The 22,827-nt window shown below is 61.9% G+C and carries 19 protein-coding genes and 2 pseudogenes; 12 read left to right on the top strand and 9 right to left on the bottom strand.

The features are described from left to right. Positions 1-36: 36 nt before the first annotated feature. From NKH36_RS06255 to NKH36_RS06240, 4 genes and pseudogenes are all read left to right on the top strand, one after another. Positions 37-1,548 (top strand): ABC transporter substrate-binding protein, encoded by a 1,512-nt coding sequence (locus NKH36_RS06255; protein ID WP_352958698.1) that lies wholly within the window; start codon positions 37-39, stop codon positions 1,546-1,548. Positions 1,549-1,631: 83 nt separating this feature from the next. Continuing rightward, complete coding sequence (locus NKH36_RS06250; protein WP_352958699.1) at positions 1,632-2,546, top strand: ABC transporter permease; 915 nt, start codon at positions 1,632-1,634, stop codon at positions 2,544-2,546. 3 nt (positions 2,547-2,549) lie between these two features. Next, positions 2,550-3,472 (top strand): annotated as a pseudogene (locus NKH36_RS06245) (ABC transporter permease). Continuing rightward, the gene (locus NKH36_RS06240) at positions 3,469-5,115 is read left to right on the top strand and encodes an ABC transporter ATP-binding protein (RefSeq protein WP_352958700.1); all 1,647 of its coding nucleotides are present in this window, start codon (positions 3,469-3,471) and stop codon (positions 5,113-5,115) included. Before NKH36_RS06245 ends, NKH36_RS06240 begins: the two are co-directional and overlap by 4 nt. 98 nt (positions 5,116-5,213) lie before the next feature. On the opposite strand, the gene NKH36_RS06235 is transcribed toward NKH36_RS06240, so the two are convergent. After that, positions 5,214-5,354 (bottom strand): hypothetical protein, encoded by a 141-nt coding sequence (locus NKH36_RS06235; RefSeq protein ID WP_352958701.1) that lies wholly within the window; start codon positions 5,352-5,354, stop codon positions 5,214-5,216. A 154-nt stretch (positions 5,355-5,508) separates the two neighbouring features. Here NKH36_RS06235 and NKH36_RS06230 point away from each other — a divergent pair, with 154 nt between their 5' ends. Then, on the top strand, positions 5,509-5,997 hold the full coding sequence (locus NKH36_RS06230; RefSeq protein WP_352958702.1) for a nucleoside deaminase: 489 nt from the start codon (positions 5,509-5,511) through the stop codon (positions 5,995-5,997). 32 nt (positions 5,998-6,029) lie between these two features. On the opposite strand, the gene NKH36_RS06225 is transcribed toward NKH36_RS06230, so the two are convergent. The 7 genes and pseudogenes from NKH36_RS06225 to NKH36_RS06195 all read right to left on the bottom strand — a co-directional run bounded on the left by NKH36_RS06225 (position 6,030) and on the right by NKH36_RS06195 (position 13,250). Continuing rightward, positions 6,030-6,995: an ABC transporter ATP-binding protein gene (locus tag NKH36_RS06225; protein ID WP_352958703.1), complete on the bottom strand. Its 966-nt coding sequence runs from the start codon at positions 6,993-6,995 to the stop codon at positions 6,030-6,032. A gap of 2 nt (positions 6,996-6,997) precedes the next feature. After that, positions 6,998-8,005, bottom strand: a complete 1,008-nt coding sequence (locus tag NKH36_RS06220) for an ABC transporter ATP-binding protein (RefSeq protein WP_352958704.1) — start codon at positions 8,003-8,005, stop codon at positions 6,998-7,000. A gap of 2 nt (positions 8,006-8,007) precedes the next feature. Then, on the bottom strand, positions 8,008-8,925 hold the full coding sequence (locus NKH36_RS06215) for a dihydrodipicolinate synthase family protein (RefSeq protein ID WP_352958705.1): 918 nt from the start codon (positions 8,923-8,925) through the stop codon (positions 8,008-8,010). Positions 8,926-8,943: 18 nt separating this feature from the next. After that, positions 8,944-9,846 (bottom strand): ABC transporter permease, encoded by a 903-nt coding sequence (locus tag NKH36_RS06210; protein ID WP_352958707.1) that lies wholly within the window; start codon positions 9,844-9,846, stop codon positions 8,944-8,946. Then, positions 9,846-10,804, bottom strand: a pseudogene (locus NKH36_RS06205) (ABC transporter permease). The gene NKH36_RS06210 and the pseudogene NKH36_RS06205 overlap by 1 nt, the downstream one beginning before the upstream one ends. Positions 10,805-10,887: 83 nt before the next feature. Beyond that, on the bottom strand, positions 10,888-12,459 hold the full coding sequence (locus NKH36_RS06200; RefSeq protein ID WP_352958708.1) for an ABC transporter substrate-binding protein: 1,572 nt from the start codon (positions 12,457-12,459) through the stop codon (positions 10,888-10,890). Positions 12,460-12,500: 41 nt separating this feature from the next. Continuing rightward, positions 12,501-13,250: a FadR/GntR family transcriptional regulator gene (locus NKH36_RS06195; protein ID WP_352958710.1), complete on the bottom strand. Its 750-nt coding sequence runs from the start codon at positions 13,248-13,250 to the stop codon at positions 12,501-12,503. A gap of 111 nt (positions 13,251-13,361) precedes the next feature. Between NKH36_RS06195 and NKH36_RS06190 the strand changes: the two genes are divergently transcribed. The 5 genes from NKH36_RS06190 (at position 13,362) to NKH36_RS06170 (ending at position 18,146) form a co-directional block, all read left to right on the top strand. Further along, positions 13,362-14,333: a Gfo/Idh/MocA family protein gene (locus NKH36_RS06190; RefSeq protein ID WP_352958712.1), complete on the top strand. Its 972-nt coding sequence runs from the start codon at positions 13,362-13,364 to the stop codon at positions 14,331-14,333. Continuing rightward, positions 14,330-15,325, top strand: a complete 996-nt coding sequence (locus tag NKH36_RS06185) for a Gfo/Idh/MocA family protein (protein ID WP_352958713.1) — start codon at positions 14,330-14,332, stop codon at positions 15,323-15,325. Before NKH36_RS06190 ends, NKH36_RS06185 begins: the two co-directional genes overlap by 4 nt. Continuing rightward, positions 15,315-16,268, top strand: coding sequence for a dihydrodipicolinate synthase family protein (locus tag NKH36_RS06180; RefSeq protein WP_352958714.1), 954 nt, complete (start codon positions 15,315-15,317; stop codon positions 16,266-16,268). The genes NKH36_RS06185 and NKH36_RS06180 overlap by 11 nt, the downstream gene beginning before the upstream one ends. 96 nt (positions 16,269-16,364) lie before the next feature. Next, the gene (locus NKH36_RS06175) at positions 16,365-17,135 is read left to right on the top strand and encodes a TIGR01458 family HAD-type hydrolase (protein ID WP_352958716.1); all 771 of its coding nucleotides are present in this window, start codon (positions 16,365-16,367) and stop codon (positions 17,133-17,135) included. Between the two features lie 282 nt (positions 17,136-17,417). Beyond that, positions 17,418-18,146, top strand: coding sequence for an SDR family oxidoreductase (locus NKH36_RS06170; RefSeq protein WP_352958718.1), 729 nt, complete (start codon positions 17,418-17,420; stop codon positions 18,144-18,146). 95 nt (positions 18,147-18,241) lie between these two features. On the opposite strand, the gene NKH36_RS06165 is transcribed toward NKH36_RS06170, so the two are convergent. Further along, complete coding sequence (locus tag NKH36_RS06165; protein WP_352958720.1) at positions 18,242-19,774, bottom strand: FAD-dependent oxidoreductase; 1,533 nt, start codon at positions 19,772-19,774, stop codon at positions 18,242-18,244. Positions 19,775-20,025: 251 nt separating this feature from the next. Between NKH36_RS06165 and NKH36_RS06160 the strand changes: the two genes are divergently transcribed. Both NKH36_RS06160 and NKH36_RS06155 read left to right on the top strand, forming a co-directional pair. Beyond that, positions 20,026-20,997, top strand: a complete 972-nt coding sequence (locus tag NKH36_RS06160) for an SDR family oxidoreductase (protein WP_352958721.1) — start codon at positions 20,026-20,028, stop codon at positions 20,995-20,997. A gap of 82 nt (positions 20,998-21,079) precedes the next feature. After that, entirely contained in the window at positions 21,080-22,792 is a 1,713-nt protein-coding gene (locus tag NKH36_RS06155) for an HAD family hydrolase (protein WP_352958723.1), read from the top strand. Positions 22,793-22,827: the final 35 nt, after the last annotated feature.

Below are 22,827 nucleotides of genomic sequence, written 5' to 3'. Positions count from 1 at the left end.
CGACAGCCAAAACGGAAGATCAAAGGGAGGAGAGACATGAATAGAAGCGTTCATACGATTGCAGCTGTCGTATTGATGACCGCTGTCGCGCCATCGGCTGTCGCACAAGAGGCGGAGCAGGAAATCCGCATTGTCCTGCCGGAGCAGCCGGCCAATCTGGAGCCCTGCGGCACCATCATCACAAATGTCGGCCAGATACTCAGCCAAAACGTCGTTGAATCGTTGACCGTCATCGATCCGGTCACCGGACAACCTCAGCCGAAATTGGCGACCGAGTGGACCAGCGTGGACCCGACGACCTGGCGGATCAAGCTGCGCGAGGGCGTGAAATTCCAGGACGGAACCGAACTCAACGCGGATGCAGTCGCATTCTCCATCAACAGGATGATCAGCGGCAAGCTCACCTGCAGCAACATAGCGAAATTCGGCGATGCCAAACTAACGCTGACGCCGGTCGACGATCTGACCGTCGAAATAAAGTCGGACAGGCCCGAACCCATCATGCCGACGCTGTTGAGCGTTGTCATGATCGTCTCGCCGAAGACACCGGTCGACCAGGCGGTGAACGACCCGGTCGGGACCGGCCCCTTCACGCTGTCGACCTTTTCCCCGCAAACCGTCGTACTGGACGCGTTCGACGGCTATTGGGGCAAAAAGCCGGAGATCACGAAGGCAACCTATGTCTGGCGGCCCGAATCCTCGATTCGAGCGGCCATGGTGGAAACCGGAGAAGCCGATCTGACGCCGTCGATTGCCATCCAGGACGCCGGCAATCCGGAGACGGATTTCGCCTACCTGAACTCCGAAACCACCGCGATCCGTATCGATGCCGCCGAGCCGCCGCTAGATGACCTGCGCGTCCGCAAGGCGCTCAACCTCGCGATCGACTGGGAAGGTCTTGCCCAGCTGTTCGGCGACCACGTCAAGCGGGCGTCGCAGATGGTCGTCTCTGGGATCAACGGGCATGACGATGCGCTCGAGCCTTGGCCGTACGATCCGGAAGAGGCGAAAAAGCTCATCGAAGAGGCACGCGCCGCGGGTGTCGCGGTCGACACCGAGATCCAGCTCATCGGGCGAAACGGCATCTATCCGAACGGCGCGGAGGCGATGGAAGCCATGATGACGATGTGGCATGACGCCGGCCTCAACGTCAAGCTTACCATGCTCGATGTCGCCGACTGGCTGCGTTATCTGCAAAAGCCTTTCCCGTCGGAGCGCGGCCCCAATCTCCTGCAGATGATGCACGACAACAACAAGGGCGATGCGGCCTTCACGGTTCCGATCTTCTACCGATCGAGCGGCAGCTACTCGACCGTGGCCGATCCGGCATTCGACAAGGAGATAGACGAAGCACTGGCGGCGACCGGCGAAGCCCGCACGAACAGCTTCAAGGCAATCTTCGACAAGGCCCGCAACGAAGTGGTGGCGGACATCCCGATGTTCCACATGATCGGCTATACCCGCGTTGGCACCAGGCTGGAATGGAAGCCCGATATCACCACCAACAGCGAAATACCGCTGGCCAATATCGCTATCAAAAAAGACTGAGTGATACGGGGGCGCCGGATCCGATCGTGATCCTGCGCCCCTGACCCGTTGCCTCCGTCGACATCCGTCCAAGGGCATCCCAAATGATTACCTATCTTGGACGCCGGGCGTTCCACAGCATTCTGTCGGTCATAGGTCTTTTGACGCTGGTCTTTTTCCTGACACGGCTCACCGGCGACCCTTCCGCCTTGTACCTGCCTCTGGACTCGACTGCGGAAGCTCGGGCCGCGTTCGCGCGGTTGAACGGCCTCGATCAGCCGATCTATTGGCAGTTTCTGGAATATTTGCGCGATCTTCTGCAGCTGGATTTCGGCGAATCGCTACGCCAGAACCGCTCGGCGATGCAGGTCGCGCTTGAGGCGTTCCCGGAAACGCTGAAACTTGCCGCCGTCGCCATCACGCTGTCGACCGCTTTGGCTATCCTTGTCGGCTCTCTTGCGGCCGCGCGGCCGGGCAGCATGTTCGACCGTATCGCCAGCCTCGTCTCGCTGGCCGGCGCGAGCGCGCCGGATTTTTGGGTCGCCATCGTCGGTATTCTTGTCTTCGCCGTGGGGCTCGGGCTTTTGCCGACTTCCGGGACCGGAACCTGGGCCCATTGGATCATGCCTACCTTCGTGCTGATGCTTCGCCCTTTCGGTCTCCTGGTGCAGGTCGTGCGCGGAACCATGCTGTCCGCGCTTGCCTCTCCATACATCAAGACCGCAAGGGCCAAGGGCCTGCCCCGACAGAAGATCATCTTCGGGCATGCGCTTCGCAATTCGCTGCTGCCCGTTGTCACTGTCGCCGGCGACCTGGCGACCAGTCTCGTCAACGGTGCCGTCGTCGTGGAGTCGATATTCGGCTGGCCCGGCATCGGCAAGCTGATGATCGACTCGATCATCCAGCGCGATTTTGCCGTCGTCCAGTCGACGATTCTGGTGACGGCTACCGCCATCTTCATCCTGAACATAGCGATCGATCTGCTCTACGCGGTTCTCGATCCGCGTATCCGGTACTGAGCCATGACGATCATCACCCCCGACATCAAGCCAGCGGCCGTTCCGGGCAGCGACAGCGTGCTTCTCGCCTATTTGAAGCGCGACAGGCTTGCGCTCGCCGCCGCTATCTTCCTGACGATCATCGTGCTCGCTGCGGTCCTCGGCCCGTGGCTGGTGGGCGACGCTGCTTCGCGGCTAGGGCTGCGCCAGCGCAACCTCGCCCCATTCTCGCTGGCTAGCGGCTGGATCTATGTCCTCGGCGCCGATACCCTCGGCCGTCCCATCCTGGCCAGGCTGATTGGCGGCGCGCAGAATACGTTCGGCATTGCCGCGGCGGCGGTATTCGCATCCATGCTGGTTGGTGGAACACTCGGCCTGATAGCGGCTATTCGGAGCGCTGGTACAGCCATCTCATTCTGCGCCTGGCCGATGTCGTCATGAGCTTTCCCTCGCTGCTGCTGGCGCTCATCGTGCTCTACACGCTCGGCCCGAGCATCACCAACCTGGTGATCGTTCTCGCCGTCACGCGCATGCCGATCTACCTCAGAACGGCGCGCGCGGAAGTGCTGGAATTGCGCGAGCGCATGTTTGTCAGCGCGGCGCGAGCCATGGGTGCGAAGCCGGCCCGGATCATCATCCGTCATATCGCACCCCTCGTCCTGCCGACACTGGTGACGATTTCAGCCATTGATTTCGCGACCGTCATTTTATCGGAATCGGCGCTGAGTTTCCTTGGCCTCGGCATTCAGCCACCCGACTTTACCTGGGGCGCAATGGTGGCGAACGGCCGCGGCTATCTCGCCACCGCCTGGTGGATCGCATTCTGGCCGGGTCTTGCAATCATGTTGACGACGCTGTCGCTCAACATCCTCTCGAACTGGGCGCGCACCGTCGCTGATCCGCAGCAACGCTGGCGTCTTCAGACATTGCGAAAAGCTGCCCGATGAGCAACGCGACCAATCCCATTCTCAAAGTCGACAGCCTGACCGTCGATTTCCTTTCGGACGATGTGCCGGTACGCGCCGTTGACGGCGTCTCTTTTCACGTCTGCCGTGGCGAGACTCTCGTGATCCTCGGCGAAAGCGGCTCGGGAAAGAGCGTCAGCACCAGCACGGTGATGGACCTTATCGATTGCCCGCCAGGCGATATCGTCGCCGGCTCCTGCCTCTTCGATGGGGTCGAACTCTCGGGCCTCGGCGCGGAGGCGCGCAGAAGCATCAACGGCCGCAGGATTGCGATGATCTTTCAAGATCCGCTCGTCTACCTGAACCCCGTCTACACGGTGGGGCGCCAGATCGAGGAGGTCTATGAGAGCCACGGCGCAGGAAGCGGCAAGGACGCACGCGCCAAGACGATAGAACTGCTTCGGCGCGTGGGCATTCCAGAGCCGGAAAACCGCGTCGACTTCTATCCGCATCAGTTCTCGGGCGGACAGCGCCAGCGCGTGATGATTGCCATGGCGATCGCGTTGAAACCGGACATCCTGATCGCCGACGAGCCGACGACCGCTCTGGACGTCAGCGTGCAAGCGCAGATCCTCGATCTGCTGCGCGATCTCCAGCGTGAGACCGGCATGGCGTTGATCATGATCACCCACGACCTCGAAGTCGCCTCGTCCATGGCGGACCGGATTATCGTCATGAACGGCGGCAAGGTCGTGGAGACAGGCATCGCCAAGGAGGTCTTCAGCAATCCGCAGCACGCCTATACGCGCCGCCTCATCTCCGCCCTGCCCCACGGCAACGCAGCGGAGGCGCCGAACAAGCGTTCGACGACGATCGCCGACAAAACTCTGCTCAAGGTGGAACATCTCACCAAGCACTATGTGCTGGCTTCCGGAGCGTTCAGCAGCAAGCGGACGTTCAAGGCGGTGGATGACGTAAGCTTCGAGGTCAGGAGAGGAGAAACGCTCGGCATCGTCGGCGAGTCCGGTTCCGGCAAATCGAGCGTCGCGCGCATGCTGTTGGGGCTGAATGCGCCAAGCTCGGGCAAAGCGGTCTTTGCCGGTGAAAACATCTTCGAAATGAACGAGAAGCGTCTTATGGCGTTTCGGCGCAAGGTCCAGATGGTATTCCAGGATCCGTACGGATCTATGAACCCGCGCATGCGCGTTTACTCCATCATTTCCGAACCCTGGGTGATCCACCGCGATATTCTGCCGAAGAACAGGTGGAAGGCTCGAGTGGCAGAGCTCCTGGAACTGGTGGGGCTGTTGCCGGAACACGCCGACCGCTACCCGCACCAGTTTTCCGGCGGCCAGCGACAGCGCATCGCCATTGCGCGCGCGCTTGCGAGCGAGCCGGAACTGATCGTCTGCGACGAGGCGGTTTCGGCGCTCGACGTCTCCATCCAGGCGCAGGTGATCGACCTTCTGGCCGACCTTAGGACCAGGCTCAGCCTCTCATATATTTTCATCACACATGACTTGCCGATCGTGCGCCATTTCGCCGACCGGATCATGGTCATGAAAGATGGAAAGATTGTCGAGGAAGGCCAAACCTCGGCGCTGTTCGGGGCGCCTCGCCACGAATATACGCAAAGCCTGTTACAGGCTGTTCCCAGACCCAAATGGCTTACGCAAGCTCAATAGTCCGAGCCTAGAGCGCTTCATCGTTTCACGGAAACGCCGAACCGCTCTATCTCTTTGTTTTTGCGCAATTCCCGACGGAAAACCCTTTCACACTTTTCCTAGAATTGCTCTAGCGCGAGCAACGCCTTGCCGATGCCAACCCCGCAGTCACCCTTTGAATAGCCGAACGTCAAGCTCGAACGGATCGACACGTGCGAATTTTCGAGCCGCGGCAGGATGATGAGGATTGATGAGAACATTGTGATCTGTTCCGTCCGAGATCGGGACAATGGCTGACGGAACAAAGAGCAGCGCTGGCGCTGTTCAGCCATTCATCGCCGAGCTGAATCTGCCGACTTGAGTCGGCGGATTGTTCGGCACTATGATCAAACGGCACTGCCGGAGGATCTGCCGATGCCACAACGCCCCTATGATGAGCGCCTGCTCCGTCAGGCGTTCGAAGTCGCGCGCAAGGCCCGCGACGCCGGCGAACATCCCTTTGGTTCGCTCCTCGCTGACAAAGACGGCAATGTGTTGCGCGAGCAACTCAACGGTTACAAATCCGGAGCGGGCGACCGCACCGCTCATGCCGAAAGGCTGCTGGCCTCGTGGGCGGGAATGAATTTCAGTCTCGAAAAGCTGGCCTCCTGCACACTCTACTCTTCGGCCGAACCTTGCGCGATGTGCTCCGGGACAATCTATTGGGCGGGTGTCGGACGTGTCGTGTTCGGGCTGGCTGAGCATGACATGAAGGCACTGACGGGTGCACACGTCGAGAATCCCACACTCGACCTGCCCTGCAGGACCGTCTTCGAAGCTGGGCAGCGTCCGACTGAAGTCGTCGGCCCGCTGCTTGCCGATGAAGCGGCGCAACTCCATGCCGATTTCTGGAAAGACAAGTAGCTCAATTTCCGCGCGCGGGTATCGCGTGAGTGCTAGGCGATGTCGTCGCGAATGCAGGCCTTCAGATGGCCATCGGACGTTGCCCGCAGCGGTGGGACAATGCCGGCACAAGCGTCGAGGGCGACCGGGCAACGGGTTCGGAAAACACACCCGGTTGGCGGATTTGCCGGGCTTGGAATATCGCCTTTCAGCACCTGCCGGCCTTGCCTTGCCAGTGGGTCGAGCGACGGAATGGCCGAGAGCAGCGCGCGCGTATAGGGGTGCTGCGGCCGGGCGTAGAGCGCGGCCGCCGGTGCAACTTCCATGATGCGCCCGAGATAAAGAACGATCACCGTGTCGCAGATATATTCGACGACGGCCAGGTCATGCGAAATGAACAGCATGGTCAGGCCGAGCCGGACCTGCAGGTCGCGCAAAAGATTGATGATTTGCGCCTGAATGGAGACATCGAGGGCAGAGACCGGTTCGTCGGCGACGATGAATTCGGGTTCGAGCGTAAGCGCGCGGGCGATGCCGATGCGCTGACGCTGACCGCCCGAAAATTCGTGGGCGTAGCGATCATAGGCATCGACGGGCAACTCGACCGCAGCAAGTGCCTTCTCCGCCCTCGCCCGCCGCTCGCGCCTGTTGCCGATACCCTGAATATCCAAGCCTTCGGTCAGGATCTGCCCGATGGTCATGCGCGGCGACAGGCTGGCGAACGGATCCTGGAAAATATACTGCATCTTGCGGCGCTGGCGAGCCAGCGGCCCGGCGTTCAGCTTGGTGATATCGACGCCGTCAAATCTGATTTCGCCGGACGTCGGCTCGATGAGACGCAGCACCGAGCGGCCGATCGTGGTCTTGCCCGACCCGGATTCGCCGACGAGGCCGACCACCTGGCCGCGCGCAATATCGAAGGAAATATCATCCAGCGCCCTGACGATGGGACCGCGCGAGAACGCCGTCGGCGCAAAATGCTTGGTCAGGTTCCTGACCGAAAGGAATGGGGTATCCACTGTCAGAGATCCTCCCAGCGCAAACAACGGCTTTTCTGGGTCGACGTCGCCGCGAACAATGGCGGTACAGCAGTGCGGCAGGCATCGACAGCCAGGGCGCAACGCGGCGCGAAGGAGCAGCCCTTGGGCAGCAGAGCCAACGACGGAACATTGCCGGCGATGGTCGGAAGTGGCGTTCCTGCTGCCTTCAGCGTGGTGGCCTGGCCAAGCCGCGGCACCGAACGCATCAGCCCGGCGGTGTAGGGATGACGCGGACGGGTGAACACCTCGCTCACCGGACCCGATTCCACGATGCGCCCGGCATACATCACGGCGACCCGGTCGGCGATCTCGGCAACGACGCCGAGATTGTGCGTGACGAACAGAATGCCCATGCCGCGTTGCGCTTGCAGCTGGGCCAGCAGGTCGAGAATCTGGGCCTGGATAGTGACGTCCAGCGCGGTGGTCGGCTCGTCGGCGATCAGCAAGGTCGGATTGCAGGACAGGGCCATGGCGATAGTGGCGCGCTGGCGCATCCCTCCCGACAGCTCATGCGGGTATTGCCGCGCCCGCCGATCGGGATCGGGAATGCCGACCTGAGCCAGCAGCCGCACGGCGTCGGCGGCCGCATCACGGTGCGACTTGCCGAGATGGATGCGGATCGGCTCGGCGATCTGTTCGCCGATGGTGTAGACCGGATTGAGGCTGGTCATCGGCTCCTGGAACACCATGCCGATGTCGTTGCCGCGCACCTTGCGCAGCGACTCAGGATCGAGGCCGGTCAACTCGGTGACTGTGCCATCCCTGCGGCGCAGCGCGATCGACCCCTCGGCGATGTGTCCGACCTTCTTCGGCAACAGACCGATGATCGACAGGCTGGTGACGGATTTGCCCGACCCGGACTCGCCGACGAGCGCGACCGTTTCACCCGATCCGATCGTCAGATCGACGTCCTGCACGGCGGCGATGTCGCGCCCGGCGATACGGAACACGGCTCGCAGACCGGAAATCGAGAGGATCGGAGCGTCCACGGTCAGCGCAGCAACCCGACTTCGCGAAGGATGATGTCGACCTTTGCGGTTTCCTCGTCGTTCAAACGTCGTTGCGGCCGCGCCATGGTGGTGGAGGCGATGATGCCGAGGCTCTTCATTGCGGTCTTGAAGGCGCCGACCCCGGCCGAGCCGGCGCTTGTCCTGCCGAGCGAAATCCAGACGATCTCGAACAGCTTCAACAGCCGCTCCTGCTCGAGGCGGGCTTCGGCGTGCTGACCCGCCTGCATCAGGTTCCACAGCTTGACGTAGCCGTGCGGGTCGACATTGGCGAGGCCGGGCACAACACCATGCGCACCCATGGCCAGCACGCTGTCGACCAGGATCTCGGATCCGGTCATGCCGAAGAAATTCGGATCGTTGGCCATGTCCTTGAGCACATAACGCAGATTGCCGTCATCGCCGCTGGAGTCCTTGATCCCCGCGATAACACCCTCGCTGGCAAGGCCGACGGTGGTCTTACGCTCCAGCTTGACATGGACACACACCGGAATGTCGTAAGCGATGATCGGGATGTCGACCGCGTCCTTGATATAGCGGAAGTGATCGCCGATCTCGGGCTGGCTGGTGCGGGTATAGAAGGGCGCGGTGACCACAACGGCGTCGGCGCCGGCCGATCTGGCTATCTTGGCGTGATTGATGACACGATCGGTTGTCGGGTCGATGACCCCGGCGAAGATCGGAACGCGGCCGTTGTTGACCTTGACGGCGTGCTCGATGATGGCCCTGCGGCCGGCCTCGTCATGAAAGACCACCTCGCTGGTCGAGCCGAGCACGAAGAGCCCGTGAACGCCGCCGTCGAGCAGATTCTCGATCGTCCGGGTGAACGACGGGAAGTCGACACTGAAATCGAAATGGAGCGGGGTGACGACGGGTGGCACGACACCGGTAAACAGGGGCATTTTGAAAAACCTTCAGGGTCAGTTGAGATCGGAACGGGGGTCGAATGCATCGCGCAGGCCGTCGCCGATGAAGTTGATGGCCAGAACGGTGAGCACGAGCACGGCGCCGGGGAACATCCATTGCCAGGGATATTGCTCCAGCACGACGGTGGAGCGGGCGAGATTGAGCATGTTGCCCCAGCTGGCTTCGGGCGGCGCGATGCCGAGGCCGAGGAAGGAAAGGCCGGCTTCGAGCAGAATGGCGTTGGCGATCTGCAGCGTGGCGTAGACGACAAGTATGTCGATGCAGTTCGGCAGCCCGTGACGGAACAGGAGATGCGGCAGCCCTGCCCCCATGCCACGGGCGGCGACGACGAAGTCGCGCTCGCGCAGCTCGAGCAGCCGGGCGCGCACCATGCGCGACAGCACCGGCCACGAGAGCAGCGAGATCACCAGGATGGTCGGCGCAATGCCGGTGCCGGCAATCGAAGCGAGCACGAGCAAAAAGATCACCGGCGGCAGCGTCATTGCGAGATCGACGAAGCGCATCACCGTGCCGTCGACAACACGACCGCCGAAGCTGGCGACGGCGCCGACCAGGAAGCCGATGACAATCGAGATGGCGACGGAGCAGACCGCGACCAGCAGCGATATCCGGCCGCCTTGCAGCAGCCGGGCCATGACGTCGCGGCCGACGCCGTCGCTGCCTAGCCAATGAATGGCGGACGGTCCCTTGTTGATCGCCCTTAGATCGATGGCGTTGGGGCTGAACGGCCACCACAGGGGATAGGTCGAAACCGCCAGCAGAATGGGGATGACGATAAGCAGACCGGCGCGCGCCGCACGATTCTCAAAGAAGCGGTCGAGCGCGCGGCGGAGCGGTCCTTTGGTTTGTGGCACAGCTGTCGGGTCGACTGTTGGATTCGGCGCGGTGATCGTCATCACGACACCTGAATGCGCGGGTCGACGACGGCGTAGACGATATCGGTCAGGAGATTGACCAGAATGACGCAGATGCCGATTACCAGAGTGGCGCCCATGATCACCGGGAATCCCGTGTGCCTACGGCGTTAACCAGCAGCAGGCCCATGCCCGGCCAGTTGAACACGCTTTCGAGGAAGATGGCGCCGCCGATCGCGATGCCGACCGTTGACCCGATCAGGGTGATAACAGGCAAAAGCGCATTGCGAGTCGCGTGCTTGATGATCACCCAGAATTCGCGCACTCCCTTGGCACGCGCGGTCCGTACATAATCCTGGTTCAGCACTTCCAGCAGCGACGCGCGCATGTAGCGCATGATCAGCGCGGCGTGTCCGATGGACAGCAGGCAGGCGGGGAGGACGAGGTGCGCGAGCACGTCCGATACGGAAAAAGGTGCGCCGGCGGTCTGCATGCCGCCTGATGGCGCCCAGCGCAGCAGTACCGAGAAAAAGTACAATCCGAGAAGTGCCGTCAGAAAGGCCGGGCTGGAGATGCCGACGAAAGAGACCACCGACAGCGCGATGTCGGGCAGCGCGTTACGGCGGACAGCGCTGAAGATGCCGGCGCAAATGCCGAGCACGATGGCGATGGCCAGGCCGGTGCCCATCAGGAGCGCGGTTGGGCCGATGCGTTCCATGACCAGCGGCAGCACGGCAACGCCGCTGCGCTGGATCGAATAGCCGAAGTCGCCGCTGAGCGCAGCGCGAAGCCAGGCGAGGTATTGCACGGGAAGCGGCTGATCGAGCCCAAGCCGGTCGCGCAGGACTTCGAGGTCGGAAGCAGACATCGGGCTGGACGGGTTGATATAGGCGTCGATCGGATCGCCGGGCGCCAGCCGCAGAAGGATGAAGATGAGGACGCTCAAGGCGACCAGCATCAACAGTCCTGTAGCGCTGCGGCGGGCGATGAAATTCAGCATTGGCTGTCCGTAGTGATGGTGAGCGGAGCCGGCATCGTGCCGGCTCCTTGCAAAGGCGGGCCTGGAGTGGCCCGCCAAGCGTTTTACTGGATATCCCAGCGTTCCGGGTGAGCCGCGAAAGGACCGCCGGCAGGCGCCGGCGTCCAGACAAAATCACGCAGCTTGTTGGACGCGACGCCATAGCGGTTGGCCACCCACAACGTCGCCCACGGAAGATCCTTGTTCATCACCTTGCAGACTTCCTGCCAGGATTGATCGATCTTGGCCGGATCGGTCTGGGCGAGCGCAGCGTCCAATGCAGCGCTCAGATCGTCGAACTCGATGCGCATGGTGTTGAAGCCTGCCGGCGGAATCTGGGACTTGTTGAGACCAGGGCTGATGCCAGCCGGATTTGGACCGTTCTGCAGGCCGGCATAGACCATCGGAAACGCGTTCCAGTCCGGCGTACCTTCCTTGTAGACGATGCCGTTATAAGTCGGCGTATCGACGACGCGCGGCACCACATTGATCCCGACCTCGGCCAGCATCGACTGGATTGCGGCCATCACATTGGCCGCTTGCGGCGAGCCGTAATAGGTCAGCAAGGTGATGGGTTTGTCGCCGTTGACCTTGTCCCAGCCCGCCTCGGCCTTTGCCGGATCGTAACCATAGGTCTCGAGACCTTCGGGAAGCAGATGCGGTGCGACGTAGCCGCAATTGGCCGGTTTGGCCGCCCCGCCATAGAGGCTCTCGATGATGGCATTGCGATCGATCGCGTACATGATCGCCTGGCGGACGCGAACATCCCTGAAGAGCTCGACCTTCTGGTTGAGCCCGATGTAGTTGACTACATAAGAAGCACCCTCGATCACCTTGAAATTGCTGTCGCTTTTGAAAGATACCGCGTCGTCGGGCTCGACATAGGTGAACTGGATTTCGCCGGCGCGTAGCGCGGCAACGGCGGCCGCCGGGCTCTCGAAATACCGGTTGATGAGCACGTCGGCCTTCGGCTTGCCGCCGCGATAGTCGTCATCCGCGGCCAATTCGACATATTGATCGCTGACATAGCGATTGAATTTGAAGGGGCCGGTGCCGACCGGAGTGGTGGACCACCAAGTGCTTGTGGCCAGCGTTTCCGGCGGCATCGCGGCCAGGGCATGCTCCGGCAGGATCATCACCTGCGAGAGAATGGACTGGAACGAGCCGTTGGGCTTCGACAATTTGACGACGACGGTGCGATCGTCCGGCGCGTCGACCGACGCGATGTCGCCGAGACGCGCGGCAAACAAACTGCCGGAAACTTTGTTCCTGGCGAGCTGAAGCGTGAACTTGACGTCCTTGGATGTGAATGGCTTGCCGTCGTGCCAGCTCTCTTCGACAAGGTTGAACGTATAGGTCAGCTGGTCGTCGCTGACCTTGTAGTCCTTGGCCAGATCGCCTTCGAGTTCGGTCAGTTCGGCGTTGTAGATGACCAGCGGTTCAAAATAGGTGCTGAGCCAGGTAAAGCCGCCGGTCGCAGCCAGCGGATTGAAGTTCTTGGGAAAGCCGCCCGGGCCGACATCGAAGCCCCCGGTTATAGTCTTGGCGTCCTGTGCCTGGGCGCTGGTGGCCAGGCTGATGCCGCCGAGCAGTAGGCCGGTGACGGCCAGATGACGAGCTATGGTCTTGATGCGCATGGTTTTCCTCCCTTGGCATTGTCAGGTAGTTCGGCTTTGAGTCAGGTGGTTCGGTTTTTCGCGATGACTTGCTGAATCCCCCTGTAGTGGTCGTCGAGGCGCTGACGCGCCCGGTCGACGTCCTTGGCGGCGACGGCCTCAACGATCTCGTGATGGTCGCGCCACGTCGCCAGCGGTGTCGGATTGTCGAGGCTGGTGAAGTTCGAGGCTTTGTTGAACGCCACCCAGAAGATGTCTATCAGCGCGCTCAGCATGTGATTGTTCTGGCAGCGGAACAGCAGCTGGTGGAATTGCTGGTCCTCTTCGGCAAAGCTCTCCTGGCGCTCGGCGCGCCGCCGCATGCTTTCGGTCAGCTGGCGCAGCGCAGCGATGTCTTCGGCGCTGATCATTTCGATGGTCTTGGCGATGAGGCCGGTTTCAAGGACGCGGCGGATCTCACGCAGCTCCTCGACGTCGCGCAATGAGTCCTGCAGGCCATATGCCAGGTTATCCAGCAAGGGCTTGAACGAGAATTCCTTGACGAACACGCCGATGCCGCGACGCGTCTCCAGAATGCCGATCGACTCCAGCGCCTTGATCGCTTCCCGCACCGAGTTGCGGCCGACGCCGAGCCGTTCCGCCAGGAACGTCTCCGGAGGCAAGGGATCCCCCGCCTTGAGCTTGTTGCTCTGGATATAGTTCCTGAGGCTCTCTTGCACGCTGACGTGAAGCAGCGGCGGTCGAGTCAGCGGCTCGATCGACCCGGGTTCCGAGATCGGTTTGGGTTCCGAGATCGACTTGGCTTCCGGCATTTTGCTCCCAGCGCCGCTGCAATCGCGCCCGATGGCGCGCTGCAAAGCGGTCGATGCTTGTAGCATAGCGACTTGTAGGATATCCTGCAAGCAGGAGGATACGTTAACGAAATGAAGATTGTCCTGGCCGGCTCAAGCCATTGGCACGCCGAAATGCATCTTCACGCTGCACACAGTTGTGACGCCGAAATTGCCGGCATCTGGGATGAGGACGCGGAGCATGCGCGCGCCTTCGCGATGCGTCATCATTTGCCGTTCATTGTGGATTTTGCGGAAATCCTCTCCAGCCCGCCGGACGTGGTCCTGCTGATGGGACATCCTTCGACAGTACCAGCGCGGGCGCGTGCCGTCATCGAAGCCGGCATACCGCTGATCCTGGAAAAGCCGGCGGCGAGCAGCACCGGAGCGTTGGCCGTGCTGCGCGACCTGGCGAGGCAGCACCGGGCCTTTGTCAGTGTTCCCCTGCCCAACCGCTTTGGACCGGCCGTTACTGCCTTTGAACGGCTGCGCCAGCAAGGCAGCGCCGGTGCGGTTGCGCATTGCCAGTTCCGCCTAGTCAACGGCCCGCCGCAGCGCTATGCGGCCGACGGTGTCGCCTGGGTCGTGGATCCGGCGATCGGTGGCGGCGGCGCGCTGAGGAACCTCGGCATACACGGCGTCGACGCCGCGCTCAGCCTGGCAACCGGCGGGCTTGGGCTGAAAGCCGTTTCGATCGAGAACCGCATTCACCGCGCTCCGGTCGAGGATCATGCGCTGCTTGTGCTGGAAGACGCTGCCGGAGCGTTGTTCGTCGTCGAGGCGGGATACACTTTCGCTTCAATGCGCCCCGGCGGCGACTTCGAATGGCGCGTCGTCAGTGCGAATGCGACCCTCATCGACTATGGCGATCGCGCCATCTGTGCGACGCTCGACGATGGCGCTATCGTCGACTTGCCCATCGAATTGCCGGCGACGCGGTATAGGCTATGCATGAGCGACACGCTTGACCGGCTGGCCCGGAAGGCGCCGCCGGCGACTTCCATCGAAGACTATGTTGCGGCGATGTCGCTGATCGACGCCGCTTATGAAAAGGCACGACGATGATTGGAATAGGCATTATCGGAGCGGGCGATTTCGGCGCGGCCCATGCAAGGGCAATCAAGGAGGTGCACGGCCTGCAACTCGTCGCGTCGTGCCGCGGCAATAACGACGCCCTGGCCGGCTTCACCAGCGAACACGGTGGTCGCGGCTACACCAACTGGCGCAAGCTGCTGGACGACAAGGATGTCGACGCCGTCCTCATCGCCAGTCCTCACCATCTCCATGCCGAAATGGCGATCGGTGCAGCAAAGGCCGGCAAGCACGTCATGCTGGAAAAACCAATGGCGCCGACGGCGGCGGCCTGCGATGCGATCAATGCCGCCGTGGCCGCCGGTGGCGTGAAGCTGATGATCGCTCAACTCATGCATTTCGCCCTGCCCTGCATGGCAGCCAGGCAAATGCTGGAGGAAGGAGCGCTCGGCCGGCCGCTCATCGGATCGAGCTGGATCATCAAGCTGTGGATGGAGCACAATCGCCGCGACTGGCATCTGCGCAAGGCAACCGGCGGCGGCATGCTGTTGACGGCCGGCATTCATGCGCTCGACCGCCTGGTCTGGCTGATGGATGACGACGTCGTGTCGGTGAGCGCCATGCTCGGCGCCAAGTTCCATGACCAGGAAGCCGACGATACCGCCCTGCTCCGGCTGCGCTTCGCCGGCGGCGGACTCGGCCAGGTGCAGAGCGTCGGCTATCGCAATGGCGCGACCACCTACGCCATGGACCTCGTCTGCGAGCAGGGAACCCTGCGCATCGACATGGACCGCGGCACGATGCTGGGACGCGATACGGTCTGGACCGACCTGCCTGGCTCGTTCGAACCCAACTGGGTGCACAATGCGCTGGTGCGCGAATGGAGCGCGATGCGCGAGGCCATTGCGGACGACAAGCCGGTGCCGGTCGACGGTGCCTATGGACGCAAGATCATCGCCATCATCGAGGCCGCCTTTGCGTCGAATGAAACCCGGCGCGAGCACGAGCTCGCCGGTGCGCGCTGAGCTCGACGATCACCTGAGCCACTTGCCTGCACATGCGCCGCGCGGCGTCTGGGGCGCGGTGATGCTCGCTATCGATGATCGCGGTGCGATCGACTGGGCCGCGACGAAAGAGACGATCGCACGGCTCTGCGCATCAGGTGTCGATGGCATCTATTCCAACGGCACGGCCGGCGAATTCCACTGCCAGACCGAACCCGAATTCGACCGACTTTGCGACCTGGTTGCCGCGATAGCCGGCCGCGCACGCCTGCCCTTCCAGATCGGCATCAGCCAGTCCAATCCGCGCGTCGCGCGCGAGCGGCTGACGCGGGTGTCGGCGCTTCGCTCGGCGGCGGTGCAATTCACCTTGCCCGACTGGTGGCCGCCCAGCGACGATGAGGTCATGCGCTTCGTCGGCGGTCTTTGCGAGACCGCGCCTGACATGCCGCTGGTGCTCTACAATCCACCGCACGCCAAGCGCCGCCTGACGCTCGAAGGCATCGCCAGGCTGCGTGCAGGCGTGCCGTCGCTGGTCGGCGCCAAACTGCCGGGCGGCGACGCCAGCTGGTATGCCGACATGCGCCGCGAACTGCCGGGATTTTCGGTCTTCGTGCCCGGCCATACGCTGGCGACGGGATTTGCCCAAGGCGCCCACGGCAGCTATTCCAATGTTGCCTGTCTTAACCCCAAGGGCGCCGTGATGTGGTGGCGCATGATCCGCAGCGACGCGGCAGCCGCTGCTAAGATCGAGGCGCGCATCCAAGCCTTTCTCGCCACACACGTACTGCCTTTTCGCGCTCGCTACGCTGCCAGCGATGCGGCGCTCGACAAAGCGATGGCGGCGACCGGCGGCTGGGCGCCGCTTGGCCCGCGACTGCTCTGGCCCTACAGCTCGGTTCCCGACGAGGAGATCGCGACGCTAGCCGAAGCCGCCCGCACAGCCTTCCCCGAATGGTGGTTGTGACCGTCGCTTAATCGAGTGCGCCTGCCCTCCAAAAAGGAACAACCATGGCCTTGTTCCGGATTTGACGCTTGGCGGACTCGTGGTCATGCTGGACCGATGACAAGGGGTGTACTGCTGGACCTCGCAGGCGTCATCTATGATGGCGAGACCGCCATACCAGGCGGGATCGACGCCGTCGCGCGTTTGCGCCAGGCCGGTTTGGCCATACGCTTCGTAAGCAATACCACGCGCTCGTCGAAACAGAGGGTTCTCGAACGTCTGGAGGCGATGGGACTCACCGTTACCAAGGCAGATGTTTTCACGCCGGCGCACGCTGCACGCGAATGGCTGCTTCGGAATGGCCGTGCGCCATACTTGTTGGTTCACCCCGGCCTTGCGCCGGATTTTTGGGAACTGCCGGATCGCGACAAGTGCGCCGTCATCGTCGGCGATGCCGGAGACGCCTTCACCTATGCGGCATTGAATGACGCGTTCCGCGAGTTGAGCGCGGGGGCCGAATTGCTGGCCCTTGCCACCAACCGGACGTTTCGGGACGCTGACGGCGGGCTCAGCCTCGATGCAGGGCCATTCGTCGCGGCATTGGAATTTGCCTCCCTGAAACGCGCAACCGTTCTCGGCAAGCCATCGCCGGCATTCTTTCTGTCGGCGCTGGCAAGCATGGACTGTCCGCCGGATCAGGCGATCATGGTCGGCGACGACGCCGAGGCCGATATAGCTGGCGCCCTGCGCGCCGGACTTTCGGCCGCATTACTGGTGCGGACAGGTAAATACAGGCAGGGCGATGAGAAACGGTTTGATCCGCGCCCGACCGCAACCGTCGCCGATCTCGCGGCGGCAACCGGCTGGATCATTGCGCGCCGAGACTGAATGCGCGGGCCGGCCGTACAGCGCCGCAGCCCGGACCTTTGTGCTGCGCGGAATGAGCGAAGCGCTATTGAATGCTGATCGCCGGGGAAGGCGGATAACAGCGGGCGCTTCGCTAGTGGTGAAAGTCTGACACTTGGTACCGGTGGACGGCAAGAAATCGCCCCACAGCCGGGGTGCCAATGGCTTTTCCAGAGTACAACGGTATAGTGCTCGAAACTGGCGGGGTGGTGTGATGTCGACCATACTTGTGACTGGGGCAACCGGTGGGATCGGGCAAGCAATTTGCGAACGCTTGCGGCCGGTGGCGCTCGTCTGATTGTAGCGGCCCGCAATCAGGTGCGGCTTGAGTCGCTGGCTTCGAACCTGCCTGCACCAGCCGACGGTTCGCATGAAGCTATACCGGTTGATATGGCATCCGATGCGGCGTTGGGCGCGTTTGATCGACACCTCGCCACGTCGGGCCGCAAGCTTGATGGGGTCGTTCTTATGCCGCCCCAACCGCATTCGTCCGCTGACCCTATGCCCGAGCCGGAGGTCTGGCGAACGCTGTTTCAGACAAGCTTCGTTGGGCCGTTGTCCCTGTTGAAGTCGGCAATCGCTCGGATGGAACCGGCCCCTGAAGCAGGCCGTCGCTACAAGGTCGTAATCATTTCCGGCATTTCTTCGGCTCAGGTTCTTAGCCACTACGCCACCGCCAACGTCATCCGCACCGCTTGGCTTGGACAAGCGAAGACGCTTGCCTTCGCGCTGGGCGAAAGAGGTATTCATGTGAACACCCTTTCACTCGGTGGCACGCTGTCGCCCTGGTATCGGGATGCAATTGGCAGGCGAGCGCAGGACGCCGGCGTGACGTTTGAAGAAAGAATTGCGGTCGAGACCGACAATATTCCACTCAAAAAGTATGGGACGCCGTCTGAAGTTGCCGTCGTCGAGGGCTTGTTGTCGCCCCTCACTGATCACATGACAGGCTTGAACATTCTACACGATGGCGGATTCACTCGGGCTTATTGAGGACGCCCTGAGCGCGATTGCGGGGCTGACCTTCCATCTTGTCCGTGGTTGCCTGATCGGCGGCCTTTCAGCCTGATCTGCCCCACGCGTTACCACTAGGTCATTTGGCGCTCCATTTCCACTTCGGCCCCTAGACTTTCGATGTCGCGGAAGATCGAAGCGACAGCCAGCGTGCGCCCTTCGCGCTTGAAGCGGAGCAGGCAATCCTTGGCAGCGATGTCTCCATCGACCACGATCTCGTCCCATTGCGCGGCATGGCCGACGTAGTTGATGGGAACATCGTAATGCTGGCTCCAGAAGAACGGCACGGCGACGAATTTCTCGCGATGGCCGAGCATGTTGAGGGCCGCGGATCGTCCCTGCCTCTCGGCAACCACCCAATGCTCGACCCGAATGTTCTCGCCACTGTGAGGATCTGGCCACCGCGCAATGTCGCCGGCCGCGAAGATGCCTGGTGCGCTCGTCTCCAAAAAGGCGTTCACGACGATCCCGCGGTCAAGGATGAGCTCCGCCGTTTCGGCAAGCCCTGTCCGCGGTCGGACGCCGATGCCGACAACGACGAAATCCGCCGCCAACGTATCGCCGCTGCTGAGTTTCACCTTGCGGCCGTCGATGCTGCTCGCGGTGTCCTCGAGATGGAATACGACACCATTCTCCTCATGGAGGGCGCGGATGAAATCGCCCATTTGCGGACCCAGGATCCGTTCCATGGGCCGTTTTTCCGGCGCCACGACATGAACTTCGATCTCGCGCGAGCGCAAGGCCGCGGCCACCTCCAGACCAATGAAACTGGCGCCAAGCACGACGGCGCGGCGCGCAGTCGTGGCTCGCTCGATGATCGCCTTGCAATCTGCGAACGAGCGCAACGTGTGAACGTGTGGTTGGTCGGCGCCAGGTATGGTCAGGCGAACCGGTTCGGCTCCGGTCGCAAGGAGTAGCCTGTCGTAAGGAGTCCGGGCCCCGTCCGCGAGTACAACTTCGCCAGAACGTGCATCGATGCTGGCGACGTTCGCATTGATGCGCAGGTCGATATCGTTCTTCGAGTAGAAGCTTTCCCTGCGCAGCGGAATCCAATCCTCGGGTACTTTGCCGGCGAGGTAGTCCTTGGAAAGATTGGGCCGATCAACGGGCGGCGCTTCGTCATTGCTGAGCATGACAATGCTACCTTGATAGTGTTCGCGCCGCAGTGTTTCAGCCGCCGCGAAACCGGCTGCGCCGCCACCGACAATGACGATCTTCTCTGGAACCTGGCCGGAGCTCCCATTGCGCTGCTTCGGTGCCGTCCGTTTGCGCTTCTCGCCCACGAATATCCGATCATCGCGTTGTGCCACCGACCAGCAAGCGAGTGGACTGAAAGCAGGGGCGCGCAAGGCTTCGCCTGTTCGCAAATCGAAGCACGCGTGATGCCAGGGACACCGGACGGTGTCTTGCACCACAAGACCGTCGACGAGCGGCCCGCCATAATGTGTGCATGTCGCCCCGATGGCGAAGACCTCGGCCCCGTGGCGCACCAGCAGCACCTGCTCATCGCCGCAATGGCCGAGGAGCTTTGCGCCATCGGCAAGGTCGGATAACGCGATGCCCTCGACCAGATCCGGCCCGTTTGGTTTGGTATGACCTTCAGCCATTTTCCTCTCCCTTGGCGCGATCCAGTAGCGGGAAATCTTCAGGTCACCAGCCTCGGTATACCTTCTGCCTGGCTAGCGCGCCTTCTCGGACACCGCTTGTGCCCAAACGTCCGGCCGCGTCATTCGTTGCCACTTGGGCAACCCGGAGTTCGATTTCCTGGCGTTTGGATTCGCTATCGAAGGAATGACACCGTCGCGTAAACTTTTTCGCCGGACATGCGTTGTCCCTTCTCCAAGCCAAGGAGACAGCCATGCAGATGAAATCGGAAATCGCCGGCGAGGCCGCCAAGCAACGCCATATCCAGCGCGGCATCGATGCCAAGGACAAATCGAAGGGCCGCGGCAAGCAACAAGGCGCCATGCAGGCCGGAGCACGCAAATATCCCGAGCCGCCCTTTCCCGAACAGCACCAGCCGAAGCCCGGGCACGAATGGGCGATTGAGCCGGCGCCGCTCTATGACGCGCCATTCTATATCGGATCGAAAAAGCTAGACGGCAAAGTGGCCGTCATCACCGGCGGCGATTCCGGCATCGGCCGAGCCGTGGCCGTGCTCTATGCGCGCGAAGGCGCCGATGTGGCGATCGTCTATCTGTCCGAGGACAAGGACGCCGAAGAGACGAAGAAGGCCGTCGAAGCCGAAGGCCGGCGCTGCATACTGGTCAAGGCCGACGTCAGCGAACGCGACCATTGCCACAAGGCTGTGGCCGAGGTGGTGAAGGAATTCGGCCGGATCGACGTGCTGGTCAACAACGCCGCTTTCCAGATCCATTCCAGCGACTTCAGCGAGCTGACCGAGGAGCATTTCGACACGACGCTGAAGACCAACCTCTACGGCTTCTTCCACATGGCGCAGGAGGCCGTGCCGCATATGGAGCCCGGTTCGGCGATCATCAACAGCGGCTCCGTAACCGGCATCGAGGGCTCGAAGCAACTGGTCGACTATTCGATGACCAAGGGCGGCATTCATGCCTTCACGCGCGCGCTCTCGGGTAACCTTATCCAAAAGGGAATTCGGGTGAACTGCGTGGCGCCGGGCCCGGTGTGGACGCCGCTCAACCCGTCGGACAAGCAAGCCGGTGACGTTTCGAAATTTGGCGCAGACACACCGATGAAACGGCCGGCACAACCGGAGGAGATCGCGCCGGCCTATGTGTTCCTCGCCTCGCCGCACTGCTCGAGCTACATCACCGGCGAGATATTGCCGATCATCGGCGGCTACTGAGTGCTCGTCGCCCGCCCAGCTCGATCGTCGTGGGACCTCTCGACGGCGGCAGCGGCAATCTCAGATATGAAATGGTCGACAGATGTATTTCATTGCCTTGGCGACAGACTATGACGGCACGCTGGCGCACGATGGGATCGTAGCTGAAAAGACGCTTGCAGCCCTCGAACGGTTCAAGGAAAGTGGCCGCAAGCTTATCCTCGTCACTGGCCGCGAACTGCCCGATCTCAAGCGGGTTTTTCCCGAGCTCGGCGTGTTCGACAAGGTCGTCGCTGAAAATGGGGCGTTGATCTACACGCCTGCCAGCGAGGAAGAACGCGCGATTTCACCGGCACCGGCGCCCAAGTTCGTCGCCAAGCTGAAGAAACACGGCGTCAAGCCGCTTTCAGTCGGACGGTCGATCGTTGCGACCTGGGAACCGCACCAGGCAACGGTTCTCGAGGTCATCAAGGAACTCGGGCTTGAGCTGGAAATCATCTTCAACAAGGGCGCGGTGATGATCCTGCCGAGCGGCATCAACAAGGCAACCGGGCTTGCCGCCGCACTTGAGGACCTCAAGCTGTCGCCACACAATGTGGTCGGTATTGGCGATGCTGAAAACGATCATGCCTTCCTGCAGGCCTGCGGCTGCAGCGTCGCTGTCGACAATGCACTTGCGGCGGTCAAGGACACAGCGGATCTCGTAACGCGCGGCGCGCGTGGAAAAGGCGTCGAGGAACTGATCGAAAAACTGATAAAGCGTGATCGGGAATTTGTCCGAAAACCCCGTGACGGCATCCTTCTCGGCTCGGTCGGCAGCGACGAAGTCTATCTGACGCCGACCGACACGGTTCTGATCGCCGGAAGCTCCGGCATCGGCAAATCCACCTTGGCCACCGCACTGACGGAACGCTTCGTCGAGAGCGGCTTTCAGTTCTGCATTTTCGACCCGGAAGGCGATTATGATGGCCTCGAAGGCGCCGTCCGGATAGGCGATGGCTCAAGCGAACCGACAAAGGCACAAGTGCTCGACCTGATCGAAAAGCCCGACACGAATGTGGTCGTCAATGGGCTGGCGTTGCGGGTCAATGAGCGACCAGACTTCTTTGCCGATCTGCTCCCCGGTCTTGGCAGTTTCCGCTACCGTACGGCGAGGCCGCATTGGCTGGTCATCGACGAGGCGCATCATCTTCTGCCCAAGAGGCGCGACGACACACGCGCCATTCTATCGTTGGAATTGCCGGGCACTGTCCTGATCACCGTTCATCCGGAGGCGATCTCGACCGATGCCCTGCGTCTGGTCACTGCCGTCATTGCGCTCGGTCCCAAGGCCAAAGATGTCATGAAGGCCTTTTGTCAGGAGACGGACACCAAGCCGCCAAAGGATATTCCGTCGCCAAAAGGCGAGCGCGTGCTGTTCTGGCGGCCGCAAGCCCGCAAGAAAATTGCCTTGGTCAAAGCGATCGAGCCGCGCCAGTCGCTCAAGCGTCACAGCCGCAAATATGCGGAAGGTCAACTCGACGAGGCCGGCAGCTTCTATTTCAGAGGTCCCGACAACGCGATGAACCTGCGGGCCCACAACCTGATGATCTTCGCCCAGATTGCCGAAGGTATCGACGACAAGACCTGGGAGCACCACTTGCGCGCCGGCGACTATTCCGAATGGTTTCGCCATCAGATCAGGGACAAGGAGCTGGCGCGCGAAACCGCCGAGGCAGAAAAAGACGAAATGCTCTCGGCGCAGGAAAGCCGCAAGCACGTGCTGGATGCGGTGCGTCGCCGTTATACGGCTCCTGCCACCGCCCCGGAGGAATAGGAGCGAAAAGGATCCATGCCGAGTTCCATTTCATC

It is taken from the genome of Mesorhizobium sp. M1312, from assembly GCF_040318115.1.
Classification (GTDB): domain Bacteria; phylum Pseudomonadota; class Alphaproteobacteria; order Rhizobiales; family Rhizobiaceae; genus Mesorhizobium.
Note: the sequence above shows the minus strand (reverse complement) of the source record. Positions and strands in the feature narration are given on the sequence as shown.

Bases quoted from the DNA above. Each gene is read 5' to 3' on its own strand.
- NKH36_RS06255 (WP_352958698.1), top strand. From the start codon at position 37: ATGAATAGAAGCGTTCATACGATTGCAGCTGTCGTATTGATGACCGCT.
- NKH36_RS06250 (WP_352958699.1), top strand. From the start codon at position 1,632: ATGATTACCTATCTTGGACGCCGGGCGTTCCACAGCATTCTGTCGGTC.
- NKH36_RS06240 (WP_352958700.1), top strand. From the start codon at position 3,469: ATGAGCAACGCGACCAATCCCATTCTCAAAGTCGACAGCCTGACCGTC.
- NKH36_RS06235 (WP_352958701.1), bottom strand. From the start codon at position 5,354: ATGTTCTCATCAATCCTCATCATCCTGCCGCGGCTCGAAAATTCGCAC.
- NKH36_RS06230 (WP_352958702.1), top strand. From the start codon at position 5,509: ATGCCACAACGCCCCTATGATGAGCGCCTGCTCCGTCAGGCGTTCGAA.
- NKH36_RS06215 (WP_352958705.1), bottom strand. From the start codon at position 8,925: ATGCCCCTGTTTACCGGTGTCGTGCCACCCGTCGTCACCCCGCTCCAT.
- NKH36_RS06210 (WP_352958707.1), bottom strand. From the start codon at position 9,846: ATGACGATCACCGCGCCGAATCCAACAGTCGACCCGACAGCTGTGCCA.
- NKH36_RS06200 (WP_352958708.1), bottom strand. From the start codon at position 12,459: ATGCGCATCAAGACCATAGCTCGTCATCTGGCCGTCACCGGCCTACTG.
- NKH36_RS06195 (WP_352958710.1), bottom strand. From the start codon at position 13,250: ATGCCGGAAGCCAAGTCGATCTCGGAACCCAAACCGATCTCGGAACCC.
- NKH36_RS06190 (WP_352958712.1), top strand. From the start codon at position 13,362: ATGAAGATTGTCCTGGCCGGCTCAAGCCATTGGCACGCCGAAATGCAT.
- NKH36_RS06185 (WP_352958713.1), top strand. From the start codon at position 14,330: ATGATTGGAATAGGCATTATCGGAGCGGGCGATTTCGGCGCGGCCCAT.
- NKH36_RS06175 (WP_352958716.1), top strand. From the start codon at position 16,365: ATGACAAGGGGTGTACTGCTGGACCTCGCAGGCGTCATCTATGATGGC.
- NKH36_RS06165 (WP_352958720.1), bottom strand. From the start codon at position 19,774: ATGGCTGAAGGTCATACCAAACCAAACGGGCCGGATCTGGTCGAGGGC.
- NKH36_RS06160 (WP_352958721.1), top strand. From the start codon at position 20,026: ATGCAGATGAAATCGGAAATCGCCGGCGAGGCCGCCAAGCAACGCCAT.
- NKH36_RS06155 (WP_352958723.1), top strand. From the start codon at position 21,080: ATGTATTTCATTGCCTTGGCGACAGACTATGACGGCACGCTGGCGCAC.